Origin of the sequence: Niallia oryzisoli, assembly GCF_036670025.1 — a bacterium.
GTDB classification, from domain to species: domain Bacteria; phylum Bacillota; class Bacilli; order Bacillales; family Cytobacillaceae; genus Bacillus_BD; species Bacillus_BD oryzisoli.
Window position 1 is genome coordinate 3,424,992 of the sequence record NZ_CP137640.1, and the last position, 20,704, is coordinate 3,445,695.

The following is a 20,704-nucleotide window of genomic DNA, read 5'->3' on the forward strand; positions in this document are numbered from 1 at the left end:
AAAATGCCTACAAGTCATCGAGAAATAGACCTGTAGACATTATGTTTTTTGTCTCACAAGCTCCACCTTCCTTCTCATATAACGCTTACGAGGTTAGCTGTCGGATTCGGGCCATTTGAGTAGCCCTACCTAAAAAGGATTCACCCCATGGATGACGTATCATCCTGTAAAATGGTTCCCCCGCACCTAAAGGTTTCAGCGATTTAAGAATTTGAAACTGATGATTATATTACTCCTGTTAGATAAAAATGTAAATAAAAATTTTCACTCTTTGAATAAATTTCTTCCAGTGTTAGATAAAGTAATAATAATTGGAGGTATGACATGTATAAAGACAATAAAGACAATAAACCTTTATTTTCTGATGAATTTTTAGAGGAGTTAGCCAAGGACATTAATGAACTATATGGCAGCCATCCTGATAAGGACGCAGAGGAGGCTCAGGAACCATTTGAAAAAAATGAAGGGACAGCCTGACAACGTTTAAAACGTTTTTAGGCTGTCCTTTTGTTAAAAAAATCTTATAAACTATCCCCAAAATCAGCCCTGAATTTTCCTACTAAATCCGATTCCCAATTTGAAGTTGTGTCCAATTTCCCAAAGAAGAACCGCAATACACTTGGTTCTTCAACAAATTTCAAGCCCCCGATCAACTTGCGATTTTCATAGAGCCAAGCAATTCTGTCTATTGCATAGTTGACTTGTGACAGGGTATATACTCGCCTTGGCATTGCGAGACGAACCAGCTCCATGTTGGAATACGTTTCATTACCATCTTCGTCCCTTTGTTCAGACAACGTCCCTCTTTCCATCCCGCGGACACCACTCACTAGATAAAGAGCTGCAGCTAATGCTCCTGCAGGATATTCCTTTTGCGGAATATGGTCAACAAATTCCATTGCATTTATATGACAGCCAAGACCTCCTGGAGGCGTTACGACTGGTACCCCTTTTTTCTGCAATTCCTTTGCCATATAAGCAATAAACTCAGGACCCTGATTGATCATTTCTTCATCCATTGTTTCATCAAGTCCTACGACTATAGCTTCCATTTCACGAACGGACATTCCTCCATAGGTTAAAAAGCCTTCATACAGAGTAATATACTCACGCATTTTCATGTAAATCTCTTCATTATTTGTACAAATTCCGCCCCCGCGGGCACATCCAAGCTTTCTTGCGGAGAAATAGATAATATCTGAAAGATCTGCCATTTCGCGTGTAATCTCGCGAATACTATTATTTTTGCAGGCCACTTCACGTGTTTTTATAAAATGAAGATTATCTGCCAGCAAGCTCGCATCAAGGACAAGGATTATTCCATACTCATCACAAACTTTACGAACTTCACGCATATTTTCAAGTGAAAACGGCTGACCACCGATTAGATTCGTTCCCGCTTCAAGGCGGACAAATGGAATATTTTCTTTTCCATTTGTTTCGATAACATCCCTTAATTTTGCAATATCCATATTCCCTTTGAATAGATCATCACTTGTAATTTTCAATGCTTCATCTTTAAAAACTTCCTCTACTCTTCCGCCATTTATTACAATATGGGATTTTGTCGTTGTAAAATGATAGTTCATTGGTACAACGGAGCCTTTTTTCACGAATGATTTCGAAAGAATATTTTCGCATGCCCTTCCTTGGTGGGCAGGAAGGAAATATTTCTTGCCAAAAATCTCGTTAATTTTATTCTCTAGTTTGGTAAAGGTACCGGATCCTGCATAGCTGTCATCTGCTTCCATCATCGCTGCCTGCTGTTTATCACTCATCGCATTAACACCGCTGTCTGTTAACATATCCATGAAAACATCACGGTTCTTTAATAAAAAGGTATTATAGCCAGCTTCTGCAATCGCGTCCAAACGGCGTTCGATTGGCGGTAAATTTAGTTTTTGTACGATGCGCACTTTGTGCATCTCAAGCGGGACATCATTTCCGTAATAAAATTTTATGTTTGACATGGTTTCTCCACTCCCAGATAAGATATTTATTTGTCTAAAATAAAATAAATACAATATGATAATAATAAATCTAAAAATATAAATAGCTGCAATTTCTGTTTTTTATTACTATACTGCGTTAAAGCGTTTATGCAACAAATACCAATTAAAATATTACTATATTATTAAAATTTTTGGAAGAGTTTGCAGAAAAATATATCTAAATTTAACGAATTTTGTAGAATTAACTATTATTATATTCTCTATAGTGCTTTAAAGGATTGGGGGACTGTCCCCCAATCCTTTAAAGCACTAAAAAACGCCTATCAAAACTGATAGGCGCTTTTCCTTTTTTATCTTTATTTCGTTAACATTTTATAGACTTGGTCAACGTCTTTATCTCCGCGTCCGGATAGGTTGATAATGATGATGTCATCTGGAGTTAGTTCTTTAGCAAGCTTGATACCATGTGCAACGGCATGGGAGCTTTCTAAAGCTGGAATAATTCCTTCAACTTTTGATAGAGTTTGGAAAGCATCCAATGCCTCTTGTCCAGTAACAGTCACATATTCAGCTCTACCGCTTGCTTTTAAGTAGCTGTGCTCCGGACCAACGCCAGGGTAATCCAATCCAGCGGCAATAGAGAACACCGGTTTTGGCTCTTCGTTCTCATCAAGTAAGGTATAACTCTTAAATCCGTGAAGAACAGCTGGTACTCCTTCAGACATTGTTGGAGCTTCTGATGGTTCTGCACCGATTAAACGCACACTTTCATCTTCAAGGTAATTGGCAAAAGCACCGATCGCATTACTTCCGCCACCTGTACAAGCAACAACAGCAGTAGGTAATTTTCCTTCTTTTTCAAGAATTTGCTTTCTCGACTCTTTACTAATAACTGCTTGGAAGTGCTTTACGATTGTTGGATATGGATGCGGACCGACCGCCGAGCCGATTAAGTAAAAAGTATTTTCATAGTTTGCCACTAAATCATTTAACGCTTCATCGACTGCATCCTTTAATCTACCTTGGCCTTTTTCAACTGGTACAACCTTTGCTCCTAACAGCTCCATACGGAACACGTTAAGTGCTTGGCGTTCAGTATCTACTTTCCCCATATAAATAACACATTCCATATCAAACATCGCACATGCTGTAGCAGTTGCTACTCCATGCTGTCCGGCACCTGTTTCCGCGATGATTCTTTTTGCCCCCATTTTTTTAGCTAACAGTATTTGACCAAGTGCATTATTAATTTTATGGGCACCCGTATGATTTAAATCTTCTCGTTTTAAATAGATCTTAGCGCCGCCAATTTGTTTTGTTAAGTTTTCAGCGAATGTTAATGGGTTCTCTCGACCGACATATTCTTTTAAATAATAGTCTAATTCCTTTTGAAATTCAGGATCATCTTTATATTTCAAAAATTGTTCTTCAATGATATCCATTACTTTTTGAAGTTCAGCTGGTACAAAGCTTCCTCCAAATTCTCCAAAATATCCTTTGCTTTCTACGCTAGTTCTTGCCATTCTCAACTCGACTCCTTTTATGCCGTTAATTAATAGACTATTAAAATAATTTAACAATTATATAATAGCGGTAAATCATCTATATTCCAAATATTTTATACGATTCGATAGAAATAATAATTTATTATGTTCATATAAAAACCACTTTCCTTTCTGGAAAATGGTTTTAAGTCTATTTATTATATTTTTCATCTTATGCTGAAGTTTTTTTTTCAGCAGAATTGTAAGCGCTTAAAATTAACGAATACCCTATTCACATTTTTATAAAATATAATGTCTGCTCTTTTTTTCATCGCTATATAGTTTTCGGCAAACAGCCACTTTTTCCTTTTTCAAAACAGAAATCTGATCCTGCAATTGTCCGTTATCAGGATCCTGACGCAATTGACGATAAAGATCAAGCAATTCAGTATTTATTTTTCTATGCTCTAACCAAAGATTGTGAATCATTAAGACGGGATCTTCTTCCACTTCATTTTTTTCATAATTATTAAGCGCTTCCAAAATCTCTTGCTGCCATGCTTTATCACCCATTTGTCCTGCAAGCAGGTACAAATCTAAATAATCATCAACCTCTAAACTTACTCCATTTACTAACATCATTATTTTCCCCTTTCGTATACAAAAATGATCTTCTTAAGAAGAGAACTATTTTTGTACAAAAGAGATCTCTTCTTATCCTTCTGACGAAGGTCCTATTAGATTTTTTCCATCCACTTGATTCATATAACTATAGTAAGTTATATAGGATAGTCTCTAAATCGTTTCCATTAAACTTGTAAAGCGCTTTCATATTTGATTAAACTTATTATAACCTTATCTATATATTTATTCAAAGGATTTTGCCTCAATTTTGTCACATTTTTTTTAAAAAAATAGTTGATTTACTTCTATTAAAGATTTATATAAAAAGAAGCCAAGCCACTGGGATTAGTGGTTTGGCTTTTTCTATTAATCAAGTAATCACCATGATCCAATCAAACACCTTTATATGCTTGACGATAGATTTCCGCTAATTCACTAACAAGTGGCAGCTTTGGATTTGCCGTTGTACATTGATCTTCAAAAGCTTTATCTGCCAAAAATTCCACTTTACTTTCAAACTGATTTTTATCAATTCCGTTTGCTTCAATGCTCATAGGAATATTCAAGTCCTTTGCCAGCTTAATTACCGCCTGAATAAAGCTTTCAACCCCTTCCTCTGTTGTACGGGCAGTCAATCCAAGTGATCTGGCAATTTCCGCATAGCGTTTATCTGCGATGAATTTTTCATATTTAGGAAAAGCTGCAAATTTCTTCGGTTTCGCTGCATTGTAGCGAATGACATGTGGTAACAAAATCGCATTTGCACGACCATGGGCAATATGGAATTCTGCGCCTAATTTATGAGCCAAGCTGTGATTAATTCCAAGGAATGCATTTGCAAATGCCATTCCGGCAATCGCTGAAGCATTATGCATTTTTTCACGCGCCTCTTCATCATTGCCGTTTCGGTACGACCTTGGCAGGTATTCAAAGACAAGCTGAATCGCTTTTAAAGCTAAACCATCTGTATAATCATTAGCCATGATCGACACATAGGCTTCTACTGCATGTGTTAACACATCCATACCAGTGTCAGCTGTTACAGCCTTAGGCAAAGACATGACAAATTGCGGATCAATAATGGCAATATCTGGTGTTAATTCATAATCTGCCAACGGATACTTCATATTTGCTTTCTTGTCTGTAATGACAGAGAAGGATGTTACCTCTGAGCCTGTACCAGAAGTAGTTGGAATTGCAACAAGCTGTGCTTTTCTTCCCAATGCTGGGAATTTAACAATCCGTTTTCTAATATCCATGAACTTTTGTTTTAGTCCAAAGAAGTCTGTATCAGGATACTCATAGAACAGCCACATTCCTTTGGCTGCATCAATAGCGGATCCCCCGCCTAATGTAATGATGACATCAGGCTGAAACTTCGCCATCATCTCTGCACCTTTCATAACCGTTTCAATCGATGGATCAGGCTCCACCTCAGAGAACACCTCACATTGAACATAATCCGGACGCTTTCTTAAATAGTAAAGGATTTTATCAACATAGCCCAATTTGACCATCAATGGATCTGTGACAATAAAAGCCCTTGAAATATTTTGCATGGCAGCTAAATATTGTATGGAATTCTTTTCAAAATAAACTTTTGCCGGAACCTTAAACCATTGCATATTTACCGCCCTTTTTGCCATTTTTTTCGTGTTCATAAGATGAATGGCCCCAACGTTTGATGATACAGAGTTGCCGCCAAATGTACCGCAGCCAAGTGTCAGCGATGGCAGAAAGGCATTGTAAATATCACCAATAGCCCCTTGTGATGAAGGTGCATTAACGATAATTCGGCACGCCTTCATTTTAAGACCAAATTCCTTCATGACTTCTTCGTTTGTCGTATGTATCACTGCAGAATGGCCCAAACCGCCGAACTCTAACATTTCTTCCGCTCTGCGAAGCCCTTCATGATGATCATTTACTTTATAGCAGGCTAATACTGGACTTAATTTTTCTCGAGATAGCGGGTAGTGCGGGCCCACACCTTTCAATTCAGCAATTAATATTTTTGTATCCTCAGGCACCGTAACTCCTGCCATTTGAGCAATTTGATAGGCTGGCTTTCCAACAATTTCTGCATTCACGGCACATGATCTTTCATTAATAACTAGCTTCTCAACCTTTACCGTTTCTTCCTCATTTAAAAAGTAACAGCTATTTGCGATCAATTCATTTTTAACTTTTGTATAGATCTCTTTATCAATGATAACAGCTTGCTCAGATGCGCAGATCATTCCATTGTCAAAGGTTTTAGATAAGATCAGATCATTGACAGAACGGCCAATGTTGGCTGACTTTTCAATATAGCAAGGAACATTCCCAGGGCCAACACCAAGAGCTGGTTTTCCAGAGCTATACGCAGATTTGACCATTCCTGAACCGCCTGTTGCTAATATAACGGAAATTTTAGCGTGATTCATTAATAATTGCGTTGCCTCTAATGAAGGCTTTTCTATCCATTGAATACAATTTTCCGGCGCTCCAGCTAGAACTGCTGCTTCTCTTAAGATTCTTGCAGCTTCACTGCTGCATTTTTGTGCAGATGGATGGAAAGCAAAAATAATTGGGTTACGAGTCTTAATCGAAATCAATGCTTTAAACATAGTAGTTGATGTAGGATTTGTCACTGGTGTTACACCTGCAATCACACCAACGGGTTCAGCAATTTCATAGGTTCCTTCCAGTTCGTTTTCATTAATAATCCCAACTGTTTTGTCATATTTGATATTATTGTAGATATATTCAGTAGCAAACATATTTTTAATAATCTTATCTTCATATACCCCTCGGCCTGTTTCCTCTACCGCAAGTTTTGCTAAGGGCATATGCTGATCCAATCCTGCTAAAGCCATTTGTTTAACAATCTCATCTATTTGTTCTTGATTGAAGTTTTGAAATTCCGCTAATGCTTTTTGACCATTTTCAACAAGTTTATTAATCATTTCTAAAGTAGATTCATTTTCTTTTACAACTTTTCCTGTTAATTCTTTTTCTTTTAATGCCATTTTAATCTCCTCCATTTTGTGAAATATTTCACAAGTTGTCTTAAAAAAATAAACCATTGCTAAATTATTCTCCATAAAATGGATTCACTGGCTTTTTTTCACTCCTTTGTTTTTCTATGGTTATAGTATAACACATACATTCTATAAAAGTATGTGAAATATTGAACAAAAAATGAACTTTTTTTCACAAAGTTTTTTTGACAGCTTCCTTTACCTTATTAACGTACTGAGGGACAGTCCTGTGGCGCTTTAACGCGCCACAGGACTGTCCCTAGATATCTGTTTTGCTTTATTTTATTTTGATATGTTGATGTTGTGTTTTCTTTTGTTCATGTTGAATTTGGCGGTTTAATATAAGACGCTGCTGTTTTAAAGCACGGATCTTTGTCATTAAGGCTTCATTAGATGAATCCTCTTGTAATTTGCGATAAAGATCGAGCATTTCCATATTTACTTTTTTGTATTTATTCCAGAGCTGGCGAATCTTTATTGTGTGTTCAGCGATAAATTCGCCATTTCTAAGCTTTTCCATTATTTCGTCTTGCCATAATTCATCTCCAAGCTCCCCTGCAAGATGATATAAATCTAAATATTCATCAACCGTTAAAAGTTTCGTCATATATTTCCCCTTTTCTCATACAAAAATGATCTTCTTAAGAAGAGAACTTTTTTGTATAAAAAGACATCCCTTCTCATCTTTCAAAGCATTGCTTTGCTGGAATTAGCACCATTCAATCTTCTAAATGCGGTTGCTGAGGTTTCATCAGGCCAGTCCCTACACCTCTCTTGATAAGAAAATTATTTTTAGTACAGGATTAGTTTTTACAATCCTAATAAACACACTAGGAATTGTCAAGAGTTATTATGCAAATAATATCATTATTCTTAAAAAATATACAATTTAAATGCTCATGCTTACTTTTCTTTATGGGAATATACATTTTACGAAGTAATTCTCCTCCCCTTTTTAGGGCATTCTAAAATAAGGAGGGATGATCATGACACGAAGAAATAGAAATAAGATCCTTGTTCCAGAGGCAAGACAAGGACTTGATCAATTAAAAGCTAAAGTTTCTGGAGCTAACAGTCCGGAAAATGCAAAATTTGAAGCAGCTGAGGAGGTCGGTGTTCCTCTAACAAATGGTTATAATGGACGGCTCACTTCAGAACAGGCTGGCAAGGTCGGTGGAAGACTCGGCGGAAGCATGGTAAAGGAACTTGTTAAAATGGCACAGGAAAATTTAATAAATAAAAAGTAAGTACTGATTAAGCTCTAACTTAAATACCCTAATGATTCATCATCATTAGGGATTTTTCAATTCCATTTAATAGCTTCATTCGGAACAGGATATCCATAAAAAATGCGATTTTGTTGAAGCAACACTAATCGAAACCGATTTTGCTGATTATTGTAGATAAATTTCCATGATTCTTGGCAGGAAAATCGGTGCTCTTTCGATAAATTATTAAGGAGCAAATTAAGGAAAGGTGGTCATTACTATGAGCTCAGAACCAACCTTACAACAAATCGCAGAAAGCGTGACAAGATCCGTTCTCAATGCCAATGATAAAGATTTAGAGGGCTTTCAAAAAATTATTGATGAATCAATTAAGGTGAGAGAAAGTCATCGAAATTTACAAAAGCTAGTTAAAAATTATTCAAATTCTATGATCCAGCGATCATAAAATAGAAAAAGCTGTTGAAAATTCAACAGCTTTTTCTATTTACCAGCTTTCGCTTGCTTTAGCATTCTGTTAAAGATATTCAAAATAGTCTGTCCATAATTTCCTCCAGGAACAGCCCATTTTCCATTTAAATCTACCCAGTTAGGAGCACTGCCTCTTTTGACTAAATGAAACCGAGGATCAACTAATGGATATTGATTCGGCAGTGGACTTTGTGAAGCATAGGCAAATAAATGCTGAATATGTCCCAGCACCCCGTCACTTGGAGTCTTAAATATAGCTCCAGAATCATCCGGGCCAGTTGAACCTATCCCTGCGAAATTATTTTGATGCGGCTGTACAACTCCTGTAAAACGGAAATAATCTGTTTCAAGAATGGCTTGAGCAAAAGCGATATCCCCTCTTATTCCATAATGGTTGCCAAAATTTACATAGTAACTTCCTAATTCAATCACCAGGGGATTCGTTTCATTTACAAAAGAATTCAATTGTTCTGCCGAAAGAAATATGCCACCCATAATCGATTCTTGTTCTTGTACAGGGTTTTGACTGTCCACAGGGTTTTCAGCAGTAATGAAAGCATCTGCAATTCCGGCATTGATTACTGCCAAAAGCCTTCTTTCGGCATTTTCTCGTACCGAGAACGCGCCTGCCTGAACACGAAACATCTGTTCATCCGAAACAATCGTGGCTTGTACAATAGCTTCAATCCCTTTTGCTTGTAATAACAAAGCACGATTATCAGCATTTTCCTTCATCTTAAATGATCCCGCAATTACTTTGTAAACGATATTTTCTCCTTCAGAGCTTGCATTAGAATTGATCATTACATTTCCCCATTCATTAAAATGATTACTACCATAATATAATATGGGAAAAGGCTGTACCGAGTGTTAAGTATTATCTTTGGATTTATTTATTAGTCCACAAATTATTGAATAAGACGATTCATATTTTTTCCGTAAAAAATTTCATCCATCTCGGTCGTCAAGTTCGCAGTGATCTCTTCAATTTCTTCTGGATTCAGCTTATCTTTTGAATAGGCAAATAAGTAATTATTTAAGTCAAATTCCTTCCGCTTACATTTTGTATGGAAAATGTTTTCCTGATACACATTTACATCTATCATATCGTACAATTCCTTGATATTGTCCGGGATATAATTTTGAATCGAATTAATATCATGATCAATGAACAGCTTATGTCCGTCTTTCGCTCTTGTGAAGCCTCTTACACGGTAATCAATTGACATAACATCTGTTTCAAACGAATGTATCAGGTAATTTAATGCTTTTAGCGGGGAAATTTCTCCGCAGGTGGATACATCAATATCTGCCCGGAATGTACAGATTCCCTCTTCCGGATGGTACTCTGGATACGTATGTACGGTAATATGACTTTTATCTAACTGTAAGACAACGTTGTCCGGGAGCGGACCTGGCGTTTGTTCATAGGTGCCTGTCGGGACTTCAACAACTGGACCTTCGGAAACTAGTACGGTAACGCTGGCTCCCTGTGGCACATAATCCTGTTTTGCAATATTTAAGACATGAGCCCCAATAATATCCGCTACATGCTTTAAAGTATTTGTTAATCTATCTGCATTGTATTGCTCATCAATGTATTCGATATAGGCTTCCCGTTCCTCTCTCGTACGGGTATAACAAATATCATACATATTGAAGCTTAATGACTTTGTTAAATTGTTGAAACCATGCAGTTCAATGCGCTGTTCCGGTGTAAGTTTCATTTCTTTTGCCCCTTTCTGGTAATAGCCTATCTAGAAATCGTGGCAAATTTTTTCTTAAATATTAATATATTGCCCAATCCATATAAAAACACGCATAATAAAAGGAAAAAGGAATGTCACTATTTTATTAATTAGCGTACGAATGAAGAAATATGTTGTATCATAAAAAGGAAGATCATCTTAGACAAACCCTATGACAAAGAAAGAGCCTTGAAGTAATAGTGCGATAAATGAACAGATTAGAAATTCTTGGTTTGGGGGAACAATCATGCTTGGCAAAAGACTAAAACATGCACAAAGATATCAAGAAATCAGCAATGCATTTCTTCGCAATGGATTCAGTCATTTAGTATATCGTTTAGGAATAACGAAGCATAACTTACCGAGCAAAAACCAGGAATCCGATGCCCAATTGAGTAAGAAGTATGCCGGGATTAAGCTTAGAGAGGTACTGCAAAGTTTAGGACCAACATTTATCAAACTTGGACAAATTGCCAGCACGAGACGCGACCTGATCCCCATTGAAATAGCGGAAGAGTTAGAAAAATTGCAGGATCAAGTCTCTTCATTTTCTTTCCAGCAAGCGCGTGAAATGATTGAATTAGAGTTAGGAGAAACCATCACTCAACTATTTCATTCTTTTTCAGAAATACCACTTGCCAGTGCCTCAATTGGTCAAGTACACGAGGCTGTTTTACATACTGGTGAGAAGGTGGCTGTAAAAATTCAACGTCCAGATATCAAACCAATTGTTGAAACAGATTTAGAAATACTCGATGATTTAGCTAGACTCATGGAGCAAAAAATTGCATGGGCCAAAACGTATCAGGTTCGTAAAATTATTGAGGAATTCGCAAACAGTTTAAGAGCCGAGCTCGATTATCAAATTGAAGGAAGAAACAACGAACGAATTGCTCATCAATTCACTCATAAAGCAGAAATTTCTATTCCAACGATTTATTGGCATCTATCAACCAAAAAAATCCTTACAATGGACCTTGTAGAAGGAATTAAAGTCAATAACTTAAAAAAACTGGATGAAAAGGGCTACAACCGTAAACTGATTGCTGAGAGAATTACAGAATCCATGCTTCATCAAATTTTGATTGAAGGGTTTTTCCATGGTGACCCGCATCCAGGTAATATCTACATCCTGCCTGGGAATCACATTGCCTTTTTAGACTTTGGCATGGTTGGGCGATTAAGTGACGAAACGAAATATCATTTTGCTTCATTAGTCATAAATCTTCAGCGTAAAAATACAAAAGGTTTACTAAAAGCCATTTCAGCAATGGGAATACACTCTGAGGAAACGGATTTGACTTCCTTATACAATGAAATAGATGAATTTGTCATGAAATATTCTGATGTCCCATTAAGCAAGTTAAGCATAGGCACAGCCTTGAACGACCTGCTTACGATTATCCATCTTCATCATATCCAAATTCCTTCAGATTTGACGGTATTGGGAAAAACCCTGCTAATTATTGAAGGAGTTGTCAAGGATTTAGATCCTGACCTCAGTATAATGGACACAGTAAAGCCATTTGGAGAAAAATTGATACGTCATCGTTTTGAACCGAAGAAAGTGATACAAGGTACATTGAATGAATTGGTTGAAAATCTCCAATTATTATCAAAGGTTCCAAAAAGTCTTAAAGACTTAACTGCAACGGTCCAAAAAGGAAAGCTGCATTTTGAAGTAAGTGTACCTGAATTTAAACAATTTTTACTCAGACTAGATAAAATTAGTAACAGACTTGCATTCAGTATCATCCTTTTGTCCTTTAGCATTCTAATGGTCGGACTGATTATTGGCGGTGCGATAGCAGGACAACGGAATCTAATATGGGAATTTCCCGCCATTGAAATTGGCTCTATTGTAGCCACGCTCATGTTCTTATTTATTCTTTATGCGATCCTCAAATCTGGTCGAATGTGAAAAAGGACGGAAAACTTTCCGTCCTTTTTTCTTATTCTGTTTTAAATTTCTTAATGATGACCTGTAATTCATCTGCCATATTAGCAAGTAGACTTGCTGAAGCAGAAATTTCTTGCATTGATGCCAATTGCTCATCCGTTGCAGCAGCTACTTGCTGTGTACCGGATGCGGCCGTTTCTGTAACATCCGTGATTAATTGCATTGATTGCACCATTTGTTCTGTTCCTGTAACCATTTGCTGAACGGCTGTTGATACTTTTTGAATTTGTTCATTCACTTCATTAATTGATTCCTCGATATTTTCAAAGGACCCTCCTGCTTCATTGACAATCCCAATACCTGAAGCTACCTCTTTCGATACAATTTCCATTGAAACAACCGCTTTACTTGTCTCTTCCTGAATGGCGGAAATTAACATAGAAATTTGTTTAGCTGAACCTGCAGATTGTTCTGCCAATTTGCGAACCTCATCGGCAACCACTGCAAAGCCACGTCCGTGTTCCCCTGCCCGGGCTGCTTCAATTGCAGCATTTAAAGCTAATAAATTCGTTTGCGCTGCAATTCCAGTAATAACCTCTACAATCTGTCCAATCTCCTCCGAGCGTACACCTAATCCCTTTACTGCTACAGCAAGCCCTGTAACCGTATCTTGAATCGAGTTCATTTGCTGTACAGCAGTGTTTATGGCATGTCCGCCTTCTGCCGCTTTCTCGGAGGCATTCTTTGCCGTACACGTTACATTTTGGGCATTATCAGCAATTTGATAGACACCATCTGATATCTCATTCACTGTCTGTGAGGTTTCTTCTACACTCTGCGCTTGCTTATCCACACTGACAGCCATTTGACTCATTGTGATGGAGATTTGCTCTGTAGCATGGTTTGTTTGCATGGCAATTTGATGCAGATCCTCAGAGGAAGTTGACACACGCTCAGCGCTGGAACTAACCTGCTGTATCACCTCGCGGAGGTTTTTTGCCATAAAGTTTAAGGCATTGCCTAATTCGCCTATTTCATCATTGTTTTTCGTTTTGATGTCTTCAGCCGATAAATCTCCACTTGCAATCTTTTGTGCATATTCAATTAATTGGGTAATTGGTTTAGTCCTTCTTCTAATCATCCAAATGGTGATCATACATGCAATAATCATCGGTAATAGACCTAAAATAACCGTACCCTTCACAGACTCCCATGTTCTTTCCGCAACAATTTTTGCATTGAAATCAATCGCATTAAAAGCAATGATTTCTTTATTTGGATCATGGTCTTCAAAAATCGGAGCATACCCTGTTAAACGTTTCATTCCGCCAAACTTATAGATTTCAGAGTAATGTGGATGTTTTGTTTCCTTTATCGTCTCGATGAGCTTTTTATCAAGATAGAATTTATCTCCCGCTTTAAAGCCTTGCTTTTTCAAGTTTTCATCAGCAGCAACAATAGTGCCGTCCAATAGAATAATATATTGATCTTCAAAAAGCTGTTTATGCTTGACTGTCCAGCTAATAGCCTCTTCTAAATCCTTTCTTGTCGCTTCGTCCCCCTTTAGAACCTTCTTAATATCATCCGGGGAAATCAAACCGGTTGTGATATTCGCACATCCGACAGCTTCAATACCAGCCGCCTCATATGTATTTTTATACGTTACCCAGTAATTGGATAAGGACGTAATCATCATTGAAACAAATAGGACACAAACAATGATGATCCCCAGCTGCCAAGTGATCCCTCTTTTCATTAGTATTTTCTCTCCCTCATTTGTTTGCTAGTTAAATTTCATTCTTTTTGATTTTCCTTCAAATTTCAGAATAGTACTTTTCAACTATAAAAAAAGTGATAAATATCACATCTAATTATGATTTCATCATAAAATTCAAAGTATTTTATTTTTCTCATAACAAATGAAATCAATTGCTGAAATTCATGAGTCTATCTTCCTATCACTTACCCTTTTTATTTGCTATTTTTATCTAGCAAAAAGCTGTGTCTATTTGTATGATTTTATTATAATTTGTGATAATTCTAAAGGCGCGGTGCAGCTATGGATCTTGTAACAAAAGATTTGCTTATTAATTTTTTATTTATACTACTAGCATTATGTTTAATGCAAATCCTGTTTATGATTAAATATGCCTATCGATTAGAAAGTGTACGTGATTGGACTCTCTCAATATTTCCAATCATTTCTCTCATTCTCTGTATGATGTTTCCTGTTTACACAAATGAAGGTTTCATTTGGGATTTGCGTTGGGTTCCATTTATCTTAGGCGGACTCTATGGCGGATATAAATTGGGCTATTTATTAATCCTTTTAACGTTATTAATCCGTTATTTTCAAGGCGGAGACGGTTTTTATACAACCATGGTTACCTTCACCATTATGGGCTTTGTCATAATTTTTATCTCCAAATTTTATGCAAAATTAGTGCTGAAGCATAAAGTAGTGTTAAATCTGATCCTGACTTTTATCGGTATTTCCTTTACACTATTGTTAGCAAAAGTTCAATTCAATTATGAAATTAGTGTTGCCTTTTGGATTGAGCTGGCAGTTATCCATACGATTGCGATGTCAATCGCAACCTTTCTATGGGAAGGAATTAAAACAAATTTTCAAGTACTACAAAAGCTAATTAAAGCGGAGAAATTACAAACTGTCAGTCATTTAGCTGCGAGTATTTCACATGAGGTTCGGAATCCTTTGACTGCTGCACGGGGATTTATACAGCTGTTATCAAGTGATATTCCTGATCGTACACGAAAACAGTATAGTGATATCGCTTTAAAAGAATTGGACCGGGCAACAGAAGTAATTAATGATTATTTAACATTTGCCAAACCAGCACCTGATCGAGTTGAAAAAATAAATATAAATGAGGAAATTCAGCATGCAGTGAACGTTGTCATACCTTTAGCAACGATGAATGGAACTGAAATCAAACTCTCGCTTTTGGATAAGGATTATTTTACAAAAGGTGAAAAAAAGAAATTTCAACAATGCTTAATAAATATATTAAAGAACAGCATCGAGTCCATGAAGTCTAATGGAGAGCTTAAACTCACACAAAGCTTTACAGACGGAAAAATTAAAATTGATATCGAAGATGAAGGCATCGGTATGACGCAGGAACAAATCAATCGTCTTGGTGAACCTTATTTTACAACAAAGGAAAAAGGCACTGGATTAGGAATGATGGTTTCCTACAGTATCATCAAAAGCATGAATGGGACGATACATGTTGAAAGTGAATATGGGAAAGGGACCTGCTTCACATTAATTCTTCCAATCTTTCAAAATGATTACTTCAATAACTAAAACGTTTTCATAAAAACAGAGCACTTCTATTATGAAGAGGTGCTCTGTTTTTTTACCAGCCCCTGCTGGCTCCGCCACCGCCAGAGGAACCGCCGCCACCGCCGCGGGGACCATCTCCACCCCCGCCCCTGCCACCGCCGCGGGACAAGATGGACAGCAGGAGATGGGTAAGGAATCCGCCAAAAAACTTAAAATCTAGAAACAATACGATGACAACAATAATAACTAACAGCCACGAAGGAATGCCTCCTCCTTCATCTTCTGTTGTCTGTACATTTGGCTGTTCAATGGTCGGCTTTCCATCTTCAATGCCATACTCGGTAAATACTTCATTTGCCAGCACTTTATAGGTTTCTGTAATAGCCAAATTCGGCTGTTCATTCTTCAAGTACGGAATCGTGATGTCATCAAGAATCCGCCCAACTTTCCCGTCTGGCAGACGACCCTCTAAGCCATAGCCGACTTCAATTCTTAACGGCCGTGTCTCCATTCCTGGAGAAGGATTCATCCCAATTAGGAGTAATACTCCGTTATTCTCTTCTTCATTACCAATTCCATATTGCCGGAACACCTCGTTGGCGTATTCTTCTACCGTACGCTCACCAATTGAATCAACAGTTAAGACAACAATTTGTGCTGTCGTTTGGTTTTCAACTGACCTACCTATACTTAGTAATTCTTGCTTTTCTTGATCGGATAAAACGCCAGCAAAATCCTGGACATATATATCCCCAATCGGTGAAGGAATTTGAGCATCCTCAGCAGCTGCTATCCCTTGAAAAAAGAAAAAAGGAAGCAGCAGGAATAGGGTGCTGAAGAACCGCAATGCTTTCATTATTGATTGCCTCCAAAGTCCACCTTTGGTGCTTGAGCTGCATTAGGGTCGGCTTCGAAATACTCCTTTTCATCAAATCCAGTCACATTTGCGATGATGACCCCTGGAAAGCTTTTTACTTTTTTATTGTATACTGCAACCTGATCATTGTAGTCTTTACGGGCAACTGAAATTCTATTCTCTGTCCCTGCCAGTTCATCCATTAACTGAGTAAACTGCTGATCTGCTTTCAAATTCGGATAGTTTTCAACGACAACAAGTAATCGGCTCAATGCACCGGATAATTCCTCGTTAGCTGTAGCTTCTTCTTCCGGTGATGCCGCACCTGCCAGCCTTGCCCGGGCGTCAGAAATCTCCGTTAAAACAGCTTCTTCATGTGCAGCGTACCCTTTTACCGTACTGACAAGGTTTGGAATTAAGTCAAGCCGTCTTTGCAGTTGATTTTCAATTTGGGCATAGGATTGGTCAACATTTTCTTCTAAATTGACAAAACCATTATAGCTTGAAGCAAGCATAATTCCCAATATCACAAACACGGCAACAACGATCCCAATTCCGAGAAAGCCTTTTTTCATCAATGTACACTCCTTTCAATTTACATTGTACTTTCTAATCATTTCTAGCTATGCAATCAAACTCTATCTATAGTATATAACACTTAGGAAAAAGCTTTCCTGTTATCGTTTTGAGACATGATTCTTTGAAAAAAAAGAAAAAAGCTGAATGAATATCAGCATTTTTTCTTTCTTCTTACCGTTTTTCTAAAAGCTTTTTCATGGTATGGACTTGTCCGACATGGGTTAATTCATGGAATGAAGTAAAGCTAGCTAATTCACCAAATGTTGAATTACCTAAAACCGGCTCTAGCAGTTTGTCATTAAAACGTTCATTAGGAAGTTCTTTAATCTTTTCAAGCTGTGTCTTTAGCTGTTCAATGAGTGTTTCAACACTTGGCACTTCATTCTGCCAAGCAGATGGCTTTGAACCATATCCAAATAACTCATTATATTGGAAAGGAAGCTGCTTATCCATACCAAATAAAAAGTTATCAGCTGCAGTTAAAATATGTCCAATCTGCCAATGAAGCGTATTTGGAAGTCCTTCAATTTGAACATCAAATAATTCTTTCGGACCATCTTCAATATCTTTAAATAAACTTCCTCGGCCTATTTCAAATTGCTTTTTAAGCAAATCACTCATACGATAAACCTCCACAATCATATTTTCTTCTCTCATTATGGATGAACAAAAAAAATAAAACAACTATTCAAACCTTTTCCATTCTCTCCTAACAAATTCCCTCAAATACCTTCAATGATACATATGCATCTAAGTTGAAATAAAATGACTTTGTTAAGTTGTAAAGTTCAAATATTCACTAAACCATATTTAGAAAAACAGGCGCATACAATTTAGTGTGACAAACAAATCCGTATTGAGGTGATTAATCATGACATTTGCAAGTTTGCTTCGCCTTTTTGGATTAAGTTCGATAGTAGGAGGATTGGTAATAGCATTTGTTCAAGTTTGGTTCTATTTTGATCAGGATTCATTTATAGCAACTTATTTTGATCAGGTTGGATATAGTTTCATTGCCTTTGGAATCATTGGACTTTATTTATCCCAATATAAGAGTTTTGGAGGATTCGGTCTCTTTAGTTTTATCTTCTTATCTCTCGGTATGTCTCTATGGCTTGGCCTTAAATGGTTCCAAACCTTTGCAGTGGCAGATATTACGAAAGGTGCACCTGAATTATTGGAAACGGGTATGCATACGGCCGTACTTGGGATGAATCTTTCACTTTATTCTTTATTGATTGGTGTATTGTTATTCTCAGTGATGTCCTTTTGGAAAGGTGTCGTTTCAAGATGGGGGTCTGCCTTTCTCGTCCTTGCAGTCCTAGCTGAATTAGTTCCATATGGTTCACTAGTATCGCAAATTATTGCTGGAATTGCTTTTATACTGCTTGGATCTTCTTTATGGAAAGGGAACAACGAAGATGTAATAAGAACAAAAAACAATGCCCAGGCAGGCTGGGATTAATCATTTTAAACAGCTTCCATCATCATTTTTTCAAACAAAAGCTGAATTCACATTTGAATTCAGCTTTGTTCACTTTGTTATTTAGATTAGGCTAATGAAGCTTCAACAGTGCGTTTCATAGCCATAATTTGACCTAAATGATATGACTCATGAAAACAGCCGAAAACAGCAAGCTCACCTACTGTTTCATTTCCTAATACAGGCTCTGCCAGTTTTTCATTAAATTTTTCATTTGGAATTGCCTTCATTCGATCATACTGTTCTTCTAATTGCTGAACGAGTGTTGCGATTGTTGGAACCTCACCATTCCAATCAGATGGCTTTGTACGTGGAGCAAATAACTCTTTATACGTTGCCGGCAGGTTACCTTCTTCAGGAAATAGAAAGTTTTCAGTCACTAATAATACATGCCCGATATTCCATCGGATATTATTATTAAATCCTTTCGGTTGAATATCTGCGATTTCATCGGGTATTTCTGCTAATCTTGCATGTAATCTAGTTCTAATAATCTCAAACTCTTTTTTAATAACTTCTCCCATTTTTAAACCCCCATTATCTTTTCCTGCTAATATGTATGAAAACATTTTCACATAAACTAATACTAGTATATCAAGATTTCGCAAATAATTCTAGCTTTTGAAATTTTCATCTTATTCAAAACTAATATAAAACTTTTAAGTATATACAAGCAAAATGCCGGCATTCCAAAAAGACTGCCGGCGTTCCGATACTGCTTTACTTATATAAAATATCATCCTTCAATGTGGCTACTTTGGCCAATGCAGTATCTATATCACTTTCTTCGACTCCAAAATGAGCCAGTGAATCATGTAAATGATTCGCGATTGCTTGAAAATGCTCCGGCTGCAGGTTCATTCCTTCATGGGCCTTTGCCATTGATTTACCGCTATATTGTTTTGGTCCCCCTAAGGCAAAACTGATAAACTTAGTTTGATGACTGCGCTGTTTTTCCATATCGGTATTATCGAAAAAATGTTTAACTGTTTCATCTTTTAACACTAATTCGTTATAAAAATAGTCCACTACCTTTCCAATTGCTTCTTCCCCGCCTACTTTTTCATATAATGATTCTGCCATGCTATTTCACTCCTCCTTGTCAATTTGTACTTGAATATTTTGCCAAAGAGGATGAATTTTTATCCAATAATTATTTTACAAAAAATCCCACCCGCCGGACATTTCCTTTTGAAAACACGGAATAGACTTATTTTATTCAATTTGCTTTAGTCTACGCTGCATTTCTTCCCACAAAACCCGGGCATGATTATGAATGGGATCTTTAGCAGCGTATAATAAAGTTAGTGTTTGATTTATTGACCGTTGGCAAAGCTCCGTAACTTTTTCTGATTTTTGCTTTTCGGTTCGCAGTTCTTCCAAATACCTTATTTTAAATTCTTCAAAAAGCTCTTCTTTATGACAAAACCATTTTCTAAGTTCGCTGCTCGGGGCAATGTCTTTGGCCCATTCTGTTAATTTTGCCGCTTCTTTGCTTATGCCTCTCGGCCATAATCTGTCGATCAGGATGCGGTCTCCATCCGCTTTCTCATACGGTTCGTAAATTCGTTTTAAAAAAATTTGAGCCATCGTATCACCCTTTTCTATTCATACAAGCATTATCCCATTTAGTATATGACTTTTCCTTTAAAAATTTTAAAATCTGGACATACTTATTGAGGAGCATTTTACTAAAGGAGGAACATTTCATGACAAATAAAATTCAAACAAAAATGGAGAATATATGGCAAAGAATTTGCGGATCTTGGGAAAACTGTACTGACACTAACATTCAGTCTTTTTTGGCCGAATGCCTAGAAAGTAATATTGACCCACAGTATTGCATGAGCTGGGTAGAAAAACATAAAGATCAAATTCCCGGATGGTCTTCTGTATCACAAGTATCTCTTGATTGGATGAATCAACATTCAGCAACTGGATCACCTGTTTCAATGAATGATCAAAATATAAAATAAAAAGTGGAGAGCTGCAATACTCTCCACCTTGATGTGACATCCTCTTTATCTAGAAACGCGCTTCCTGTTACA

General features: G+C 37.0%; 21 protein-coding genes and 2 riboswitches. Of the genes, 7 read left to right on the top strand and 14 right to left on the bottom strand.

What is annotated here, in order from left to right; genetic code table 11:
- Window positions 1-66: 66 nt before the first annotated feature.
- Window positions 67-211: riboswitch (cyclic di-AMP (ydaO/yuaA leader) on the bottom strand.
- Window positions 212-324: 113 nt separating this feature from the next.
- Window positions 325-477, top strand: a complete 153-nt coding sequence (locus R4Z09_RS17285) for a bacitracin ABC transporter ATP-binding protein (protein WP_338447993.1) — start codon at window positions 325-327, stop codon at window positions 475-477.
- A gap of 44 nt (window positions 478-521) precedes the next feature.
- Here the strand turns inward: R4Z09_RS17285 and R4Z09_RS17290 are convergent, their stop codons facing one another.
- The 5 genes from R4Z09_RS17290 to R4Z09_RS17310 all read right to left on the bottom strand — a co-directional run bounded on the left by R4Z09_RS17290 (window position 522) and on the right by R4Z09_RS17310 (window position 7,690).
- The gene (locus tag R4Z09_RS17290; protein ID WP_338447994.1) at window positions 522-1,970 is read right to left on the bottom strand and encodes a tryptophanase; all 1,449 of its coding nucleotides are present in this window, start codon (window positions 1,968-1,970) and stop codon (window positions 522-524) included.
- A 338-nt stretch (window positions 1,971-2,308) separates the two neighbouring features.
- Complete coding sequence (gene trpB, locus R4Z09_RS17295; RefSeq protein ID WP_338447995.1) at window positions 2,309-3,475, bottom strand: tryptophan synthase subunit beta; 1,167 nt, start codon at window positions 3,473-3,475, stop codon at window positions 2,309-2,311.
- A gap of 261 nt (window positions 3,476-3,736) precedes the next feature.
- Window positions 3,737-4,078: a hypothetical protein gene (locus R4Z09_RS17300; RefSeq protein ID WP_338447996.1), complete on the bottom strand. Its 342-nt coding sequence runs from the start codon at window positions 4,076-4,078 to the stop codon at window positions 3,737-3,739.
- 374 nt (window positions 4,079-4,452) lie between these two features.
- Entirely contained in the window at window positions 4,453-7,071 is a 2,619-nt protein-coding gene (gene adhE / locus R4Z09_RS17305) for a bifunctional acetaldehyde-CoA/alcohol dehydrogenase (RefSeq protein WP_338447997.1), read from the bottom strand.
- Between the two features lie 289 nt (window positions 7,072-7,360).
- Entirely contained in the window at window positions 7,361-7,690 is a 330-nt protein-coding gene (locus R4Z09_RS17310) for a hypothetical protein (protein WP_338447998.1), read from the bottom strand.
- A 70-nt stretch (window positions 7,691-7,760) separates the two neighbouring features.
- A riboswitch (SAM riboswitch) is annotated at window positions 7,761-7,867 on the bottom strand.
- Window positions 7,868-8,069: 202 nt separating this feature from the next.
- Here R4Z09_RS17310 and R4Z09_RS17315 point away from each other — a divergent pair.
- Together R4Z09_RS17315 and R4Z09_RS17320 are read left to right on the top strand one after the other, a co-directional pair.
- A complete protein-coding gene (locus R4Z09_RS17315) occupies window positions 8,070-8,330 on the top strand; it encodes an alpha/beta-type small acid-soluble spore protein (RefSeq protein WP_338447999.1) in 261 nt (86 codons plus the stop codon).
- A gap of 241 nt (window positions 8,331-8,571) precedes the next feature.
- Window positions 8,572-8,757 carry a hypothetical protein gene (locus R4Z09_RS17320; RefSeq protein WP_150441159.1) on the top strand — a complete coding sequence of 62 codons (186 nt, stop codon included), beginning with the start codon at window positions 8,572-8,574 and terminating at the stop codon, window positions 8,755-8,757.
- Window positions 8,758-8,792: 35 nt separating this feature from the next.
- On the opposite strand, the gene R4Z09_RS17325 is transcribed toward R4Z09_RS17320, so the two are convergent.
- A complete protein-coding gene (locus tag R4Z09_RS17325) occupies window positions 8,793-9,584 on the bottom strand; it encodes an SPOR domain-containing protein (protein WP_338448000.1) in 792 nt (263 codons plus the stop codon).
- A 104-nt stretch (window positions 9,585-9,688) separates the two neighbouring features.
- Entirely contained in the window at window positions 9,689-10,507 is an 819-nt protein-coding gene (gene speD, locus R4Z09_RS17330) for an adenosylmethionine decarboxylase (protein WP_338448001.1), read from the bottom strand.
- A 268-nt stretch (window positions 10,508-10,775) separates the two neighbouring features.
- On the opposite strand from speD, the gene R4Z09_RS17335 reads away from it, so the two are divergent.
- On the top strand, window positions 10,776-12,449 hold the full coding sequence (locus R4Z09_RS17335; protein WP_338448002.1) for an AarF/ABC1/UbiB kinase family protein: 1,674 nt from the start codon (window positions 10,776-10,778) through the stop codon (window positions 12,447-12,449).
- Between the two features lie 31 nt (window positions 12,450-12,480).
- On the opposite strand, the gene R4Z09_RS17340 is transcribed toward R4Z09_RS17335, so the two are convergent.
- Window positions 12,481-14,184, bottom strand: a complete 1,704-nt coding sequence (locus R4Z09_RS17340; RefSeq protein WP_338448003.1) for a methyl-accepting chemotaxis protein — start codon at window positions 14,182-14,184, stop codon at window positions 12,481-12,483.
- A 303-nt stretch (window positions 14,185-14,487) separates the two neighbouring features.
- Here R4Z09_RS17340 and R4Z09_RS17345 point away from each other — a divergent pair, with 303 nt between their 5' ends.
- On the top strand, window positions 14,488-15,759 hold the full coding sequence (locus tag R4Z09_RS17345) for an ATP-binding protein (RefSeq protein WP_338448004.1): 1,272 nt from the start codon (window positions 14,488-14,490) through the stop codon (window positions 15,757-15,759).
- 52 nt (window positions 15,760-15,811) lie between these two features.
- Here the strand turns inward: R4Z09_RS17345 and R4Z09_RS17350 are convergent, their stop codons facing one another.
- The 3 genes from R4Z09_RS17350 to R4Z09_RS17360 all read right to left on the bottom strand — a co-directional run bounded on the left by R4Z09_RS17350 (window position 15,812) and on the right by R4Z09_RS17360 (window position 17,794).
- Complete coding sequence (locus R4Z09_RS17350) at window positions 15,812-16,594, bottom strand: TPM domain-containing protein (protein WP_338448005.1); 783 nt, start codon at window positions 16,592-16,594, stop codon at window positions 15,812-15,814.
- Window positions 16,594-17,169 (bottom strand): LemA family protein, encoded by a 576-nt coding sequence (locus tag R4Z09_RS17355; protein ID WP_338448006.1) that lies wholly within the window; start codon window positions 17,167-17,169, stop codon window positions 16,594-16,596. Before R4Z09_RS17355 ends, R4Z09_RS17350 begins: the two co-directional genes overlap by 1 nt.
- Before the next feature lie 175 nt (window positions 17,170-17,344).
- Window positions 17,345-17,794 (bottom strand): DinB family protein, encoded by a 450-nt coding sequence (locus R4Z09_RS17360; RefSeq protein WP_338448007.1) that lies wholly within the window; start codon window positions 17,792-17,794, stop codon window positions 17,345-17,347.
- Window positions 17,795-18,044: 250 nt separating this feature from the next.
- On the opposite strand from R4Z09_RS17360, the gene R4Z09_RS17365 reads away from it, so the two are divergent.
- The gene (locus R4Z09_RS17365) at window positions 18,045-18,638 is read left to right on the top strand and encodes a hypothetical protein (RefSeq protein ID WP_338448008.1); all 594 of its coding nucleotides are present in this window, start codon (window positions 18,045-18,047) and stop codon (window positions 18,636-18,638) included.
- An 86-nt stretch (window positions 18,639-18,724) separates the two neighbouring features.
- Here the strand turns inward: R4Z09_RS17365 and R4Z09_RS17370 are convergent, their stop codons facing one another.
- The 3 genes from R4Z09_RS17370 to R4Z09_RS17380 form a co-directional block, all read right to left on the bottom strand.
- Window positions 18,725-19,180: a DinB family protein gene (locus R4Z09_RS17370; protein WP_338448009.1), complete on the bottom strand. Its 456-nt coding sequence runs from the start codon at window positions 19,178-19,180 to the stop codon at window positions 18,725-18,727.
- Between the two features lie 196 nt (window positions 19,181-19,376).
- Window positions 19,377-19,739 (bottom strand): group 1 truncated hemoglobin, encoded by a 363-nt coding sequence (locus R4Z09_RS17375; protein WP_338448010.1) that lies wholly within the window; start codon window positions 19,737-19,739, stop codon window positions 19,377-19,379.
- A gap of 132 nt (window positions 19,740-19,871) precedes the next feature.
- A complete protein-coding gene (locus R4Z09_RS17380) occupies window positions 19,872-20,246 on the bottom strand; it encodes a DUF488 domain-containing protein (protein WP_338448011.1) in 375 nt (124 codons plus the stop codon).
- Window positions 20,247-20,365: 119 nt separating this feature from the next.
- On the opposite strand from R4Z09_RS17380, the gene R4Z09_RS17385 reads away from it, so the two are divergent.
- Window positions 20,366-20,632: a hypothetical protein gene (locus tag R4Z09_RS17385; RefSeq protein WP_338448012.1), complete on the top strand. Its 267-nt coding sequence runs from the start codon at window positions 20,366-20,368 to the stop codon at window positions 20,630-20,632.
- The last annotated feature ends 72 nt before the right edge of the window (window positions 20,633-20,704 follow it).

Excerpts from the sequence above, each read along its gene's own strand:
- trpB (WP_338447995.1), bottom strand. The coding sequence starts at position 3,475 with ATGGCAAGAACTAGCGTAGAAAGCAAAGGATATTTTGGAGAATTTGGA.
- R4Z09_RS17300 (WP_338447996.1), bottom strand. The coding sequence starts at position 4,078 with ATGATGTTAGTAAATGGAGTAAGTTTAGAGGTTGATGATTATTTAGAT.
- R4Z09_RS17325 (WP_338448000.1), bottom strand. The coding sequence starts at position 9,584 with ATGATCAATTCTAATGCAAGCTCTGAAGGAGAAAATATCGTTTACAAA.
- R4Z09_RS17380 (WP_338448011.1), bottom strand. The coding sequence starts at position 20,246 with ATGGCTCAAATTTTTTTAAAACGAATTTACGAACCGTATGAGAAAGCG.
- R4Z09_RS17335 (WP_338448002.1), top strand. The coding sequence starts at position 10,776 with ATGCTTGGCAAAAGACTAAAACATGCACAAAGATATCAAGAAATCAGC.
- R4Z09_RS17360 (WP_338448007.1), bottom strand. The coding sequence starts at position 17,794 with ATGAGTGATTTGCTTAAAAAGCAATTTGAAATAGGCCGAGGAAGTTTA.
- R4Z09_RS17320 (WP_150441159.1), top strand. The coding sequence starts at position 8,572 with ATGAGCTCAGAACCAACCTTACAACAAATCGCAGAAAGCGTGACAAGA.
- speD (WP_338448001.1), bottom strand. The coding sequence starts at position 10,507 with ATGAAACTTACACCGGAACAGCGCATTGAACTGCATGGTTTCAACAAT.
- R4Z09_RS17285 (WP_338447993.1), top strand. The coding sequence starts at position 325 with ATGTATAAAGACAATAAAGACAATAAACCTTTATTTTCTGATGAATTT.
- R4Z09_RS17385 (WP_338448012.1), top strand. The coding sequence starts at position 20,366 with ATGACAAATAAAATTCAAACAAAAATGGAGAATATATGGCAAAGAATT.
- R4Z09_RS17340 (WP_338448003.1), bottom strand. The coding sequence starts at position 14,184 with ATGAAAAGAGGGATCACTTGGCAGCTGGGGATCATCATTGTTTGTGTC.
- R4Z09_RS17370 (WP_338448009.1), bottom strand. The coding sequence starts at position 19,180 with ATGGGAGAAGTTATTAAAAAAGAGTTTGAGATTATTAGAACTAGATTA.
- adhE (WP_338447997.1), bottom strand. The coding sequence starts at position 7,071 with ATGGCATTAAAAGAAAAAGAATTAACAGGAAAAGTTGTAAAAGAAAAT.
- R4Z09_RS17350 (WP_338448005.1), bottom strand. The coding sequence starts at position 16,594 with ATGAAAGCATTGCGGTTCTTCAGCACCCTATTCCTGCTGCTTCCTTTT.
- R4Z09_RS17365 (WP_338448008.1), top strand. The coding sequence starts at position 18,045 with ATGACATTTGCAAGTTTGCTTCGCCTTTTTGGATTAAGTTCGATAGTA.
- R4Z09_RS17345 (WP_338448004.1), top strand. The coding sequence starts at position 14,488 with ATGGATCTTGTAACAAAAGATTTGCTTATTAATTTTTTATTTATACTA.
- R4Z09_RS17355 (WP_338448006.1), bottom strand. The coding sequence starts at position 17,169 with ATGAAAAAAGGCTTTCTCGGAATTGGGATCGTTGTTGCCGTGTTTGTG.
- R4Z09_RS17310 (WP_338447998.1), bottom strand. The coding sequence starts at position 7,690 with ATGACGAAACTTTTAACGGTTGATGAATATTTAGATTTATATCATCTT.
- R4Z09_RS17315 (WP_338447999.1), top strand. The coding sequence starts at position 8,070 with ATGACACGAAGAAATAGAAATAAGATCCTTGTTCCAGAGGCAAGACAA.
- R4Z09_RS17375 (WP_338448010.1), bottom strand. The coding sequence starts at position 19,739 with ATGGCAGAATCATTATATGAAAAAGTAGGCGGGGAAGAAGCAATTGGA.
- R4Z09_RS17290 (WP_338447994.1), bottom strand. The coding sequence starts at position 1,970 with ATGTCAAACATAAAATTTTATTACGGAAATGATGTCCCGCTTGAGATG.